General features: G+C 64.3%; 5 protein-coding genes. 2 read left to right on the forward strand and 3 right to left on the reverse strand.

All coding sequences use genetic code 11. The annotated features are described in order from the left end of the window. On the forward strand, positions 1–542 hold a 542-nt coding region (locus tag ABWP09_RS13745; protein ID WP_353205689.1), incomplete at its 5' end, for an asparagine synthase-related protein. Between the two features lie 33 nt (positions 543–575). On the opposite strand, the gene ABWP09_RS13750 is transcribed toward ABWP09_RS13745, so the two are convergent. The 3 genes from ABWP09_RS13750 to ABWP09_RS13760 form a co-directional block, all read right to left on the reverse strand. Continuing rightward, positions 576–1112: a glycine zipper 2TM domain-containing protein gene (locus tag ABWP09_RS13750; protein ID WP_353205690.1), complete on the reverse strand. Its 537-nt coding sequence runs from the start codon at positions 1110–1112 to the stop codon at positions 576–578. Positions 1113–1182: 70 nt separating this feature from the next. Further along, positions 1183–2121 carry a diaminopimelate epimerase gene (gene dapF, locus ABWP09_RS13755; protein ID WP_353205691.1) on the reverse strand — a complete coding sequence of 313 codons (939 nt, stop codon included), beginning with the start codon at positions 2119–2121 and terminating at the stop codon, positions 1183–1185. A 32-nt stretch (positions 2122–2153) separates the two neighbouring features. Further along, positions 2154–3233: a DUF2855 family protein gene (locus ABWP09_RS13760; protein ID WP_353205692.1), complete on the reverse strand. Its 1080-nt coding sequence runs from the start codon at positions 3231–3233 to the stop codon at positions 2154–2156. Between the two features lie 394 nt (positions 3234–3627). Here ABWP09_RS13760 and ABWP09_RS13765 point away from each other — a divergent pair. Further along, positions 3628–4301: type 2 periplasmic-binding domain-containing protein (locus ABWP09_RS13765; protein ID WP_353205693.1), on the forward strand; the 674-nt coding region annotated here is incomplete at its 3' end.

A 4301-nucleotide genomic window follows, 5' to 3' on the forward strand; every position in this document is an offset into this window, starting at 1 on the left:
TCGCCGATGGTGTGGTCGATCCGACCCGCTTGCGCACGGCGGAGCGCGACCAGACCGACCTGCGCGGCACGCTCGCGCACATGCTCGACCGGGTGGTCGCGGGCGACGGCGGGGGTGATCTCGCGGCGCGTCATGGCCTTACCCTGACGCGACCGTTTCACGACCAGCGCGTGGTCGAACTCGCGCTTGCCATCCCCGAGGACCTGTATCTGCGTGACGGGCGCAACCGCTATCTCGCGTGCCGCGCGCTGGCCGATGTCTACCCCGCCGAATTCCAGACGCGCAGCCGCGTCAACGATGACGAGATTCCGGATTTTCAGGCGATGGTGACGCGGATCAAGCCGCGTCTGCGCGACGACCTTACGCGGCTCGAACGCTCGCCAAGCCTCGCGGCGATGATCGATTTTGCGAAGATCCGCTGCTTGCTCGACGCACGCGGGCCCGACGATCACAATTCGGGCTGGGAGGAGGAAACCCAGGTCGCGCTCGGCGGCTATATCACCGCGCGGATGATCGAGGCGTTCCGCCGCGACAATCACTGACGGGCCGGGCGGATTGCCCGGCCCGTTCCGCGTTTACCGACAGCGCACTTGCGCATTCTCGCGTTCGACGCTCCGCCCGACCAGCCCGCCCGCCAGCGCACCCAGGATCGTCCCGACGCCGCGCGAATGCCCGCCATCGATGACATTCCCCAACAAACCACCCCCAACCGCTCCAACAATAAGTCCAGTCGTGCCGTCATTGCGACGGCAGTAATATTGCTCATCACTGCCGCGATATACACGGTCATTACTTGAAAGAACGCGTTCTTGATAGCGGGGGTCATTGCGATAGTAGCGCGATGCATCATATCCGGCCTCATCACGATCGTCATAGCGCGGATCGGTATAGCGCGAATCGTCGTACGAGCCGCCGCGCGGATCGCGATAGCCGCGGGCGCGGGCTTGCTGGTAGCGGTCGAATTCGGCGCGAAACGCGTTCAATTCTCCGTTAAAGCGCTGCTGCGCCTGCTGGAAGCGCTGCTCCTCGGCCTGCGTCTGTGCCACCGCCGGGGTAGCTGCGGCGAGGCAAATCCATGCCAAAGCGGGGACAAGTTTCGAAAGTGGACGCATTACAGGCTCTCCTGGAAATGTTGCACCTGCCCAACGATACGCTTGCCAGTGGGTTGCCGCAATTCCTCGCTCAGCCAATCGCCGCGACCGCCGCCCGCCATGCCGCAGTCTCCGCCGCGAAGGTCTGCGTCACCCGCACCGCGCCCGCGATCGATCCGGCCACCTCGACCGACCCGGCATAGTCATAGGTCGCATTCCCCGACAGCCGCACCATCCCATCGGCGGCCGCCTCGGCCCGCACCAGCCCGCCACGATTGAACACAATAGCCTCGGCCCCGAACGCCAACCGACCGCTCAGGCACGCCGCATAGGTCGAGGCCGCCATCGCGCTGCCGCAACTGTCGGTCAGCCCGACCCCGCGTTCGAAGGTGCGCACGAACAGCGCGTCCGCCCCGCGCACCTCGACGAACGAGATATTTGCGCGGTTGGGGAGCCAAGCTGGCGCTGCCTCGCACCGCGTGCCCAGCGCCACCAACTCCGCTTCATCGACCAAATCGACGAAGCTGACGAGATGCGGATTGGGGATCGCCACCGCCGTAAACGGACGACGGCTGCCCAGCTCGGGGATCACCGCATCCACCACCCGTGTTGCGCCGATCCGCATCGGCCAAGACGCAACGTCGAGATCAACCGGCCCCGCCACCTCGCGGATCGTCACCACGCCTGGCGCCAGTTCCGGATCGAGCGTCACGCTGGCGCGCGACGTCTTCAATCGCACCGTCGCCCGCGCCATCCCCAGCGCCGCAAAGCCGGCGCGCGCGACGCAACGCAGGCCATTGAGGCAGGTCTCCGCTTCGCTCCCGTCCGAATTGAACATGCGCATGCCGAAAGTATGTTTCGCGTCGCCAGCGGTGAGCAGCAGCAACCCGTCGCCACCGACCGTCCCGGCGCGATCCGCCAGCGCCACCGCGACCCGCGCCCACGCCGCATCGTCGAGCGTCAGCGCGCGCGCGTCGATCATTGGGAAATCGTTGCCCGAGCCATGGCATTTGATGAAATCGAACCGCATGCCCGCCGCCATAGCGGCTTCACCGCGCCGCGTCACATCCGCACGATGAACCCGGTCTCGGGCTTGGCGTGCCCCGCCACCTGCGCGCGCCAAACGCGCTGCAACGCGTCCATACCGCTCTGATGCTCGACGCGCACCAGTCCACCGGCGGTGTCGACGAACCCGCGCCACTGCGCCGCGACGCCGGTATTGAAGCCATCCTGACCGATCTCGCCGATCAGCGCGGTCGCTGCATCGGGCGCGAAGAACCACACCGGCTTCGGCCCTGGCAGCGCTTCGCCGGCGCCGCGATCGTCATGATGCGTGACGCCAACGCGCAGACACTGCGCCAGCCGCCCGGACAAGCCTGCATAGAGAGCGCGCAACAGCGCCATATTCCCGGCGAAATCGATCACCACGACGCCCCCCGCAGCGTCGAGCGTCCCGAGCGCATCATACGCCACCACATAGTCATACAGCCCGGTCCGCTCGACGAACGCGACGTTGGCCGCGCCCGTCAGCCCGATCCGCCGCACCGCCGGACTATTGGCCCGGCACACATAAGCGGTGCCAAGCGCGGTCTTGCTCGAGGCACTCGTCAGCACGACGCTGTCCGCACCATGCCAGCCCGCGCGGCGTAGCGTATCCTCGATCAGGAAACTTGTCAGGAACAGCGGCTCGAACAGCATCCGCATGTCTTCGCGCGCCGCGTCGTGCGCCGGGTCGGCGGCGAGGCGGCGATATTGGTTATAGACCGCGCTCATCGGCTGGCGATGCGCCGCCATGTCGCGGAACAGCCCGGCCGAGATCTTGCCCGGCTGCACGATCACATGCGATGCCATCGGCAGATAGCCATAGACCCGCTCCCCGATTGCGATGTCCGGCACGCCGGACGCGATCACCCGCGCATAGCCCCAGACCGGCACGATCCCCCAGCTTTCCGGCGCGGGAAAGAAGTTCCAATACCCCACTTGCTCGCCGACCACCGCATAGGTGACGTTGTTCGCGGTCACGGCAAACGCCTCGATCGCGAGCAACACCTCGCCCGCCGCGCATTCGGGCGCGATCGTCTCGTTGATGGCGATCTGCGTGAGGTCGTCACGCCGTACCAGCATTTCGCGTTTGATGGGCATGGAGGGGTCCTTTTTTGCTGGTGCCATACTGCACCGGAGCGGCGCCCGGAGCTACCGGGGTAAGCAGATATTTGGCGATGCAGGCGCTGATGGCCGCTACGCGCGCTAATGGCAGGTGTTAGCCGGCTAAATTGCCGATCCCGAACGTGATCGTCCGTTGACATCGCGCATACCGTCGTCGCGAACGGCAGCTATTCTCCCGTAGTTAGTATACGATCATGAAATCGCTCGATCATAAACTGGTTCAATATGAAGCGATCTCTTCTTTTACGGTTCGAGTTCAGGCTGTCGTGTGCTACGTTGGAATACGCGCGATGTTTTGTATTTTCGGTGGGCACAATTGAGACATTGATCGGGGGTAATTATGCGGAAGATTTGCGCATTGCTCTGCACGGTGAGCCTGCTTCTTGTTGGCTGTGCCGCACGCACCGAACATCCTGCAGTCGCCAGTGCCGCCGGATCTGCGGTTCGTGGGCCGAAATTCGTCCTTCGCGTTTCGCTTTTTCCGTGGATTCCCGAAAAGGAAGGATTCGCAACCTGGATCGAGAACGAGTTCGAGAAGGAGAATCCCGGCATCGATCTTGTAATTCGGCCAATGGACAAGGCCAACACCAGTGCCGGCGATCTCTCCTACGATTATGACCTCACCGCCGCAGCGCTCAAGGACGCACAGAACCCGGACCATCAGGATCTGGTCGAGGTTGACACGATTATCCTCGGGAAACTCAAAGACGCGCAGGCGATCCAGCCGCTAACGATCAAGGCTGGCGACTATTATGATTTCGCGCAGCAGGCGGTGACGATCGACGGCGCGGTATATGGCGTCCCGCATTGGAGCTGCGGTTATTTCGTCATTACCACCGACGCCGTGGTTGCCAATGCTGGCACCGGCGAGGAACTGCGCGCGGCGCTTGCGGCGCTGGGCACGACCAATCCCGACCTGGGGGGCGATGTCATCGGATCTTGGGGCTCCGTGGTTTCCTATGCTGACGCCTTCGTCGACAGCTATCCGCACGGTGATCTCGCCGCCGCATTGCGTGCGCCGACGCTCGATCCGCGTGTCACGAC

Source organism: Sphingomonas sp. (assembly GCF_040398505.1).
In the GTDB taxonomy this organism is placed as follows: domain Bacteria; phylum Pseudomonadota; class Alphaproteobacteria; order Sphingomonadales; family Sphingomonadaceae; genus Sphingomonas.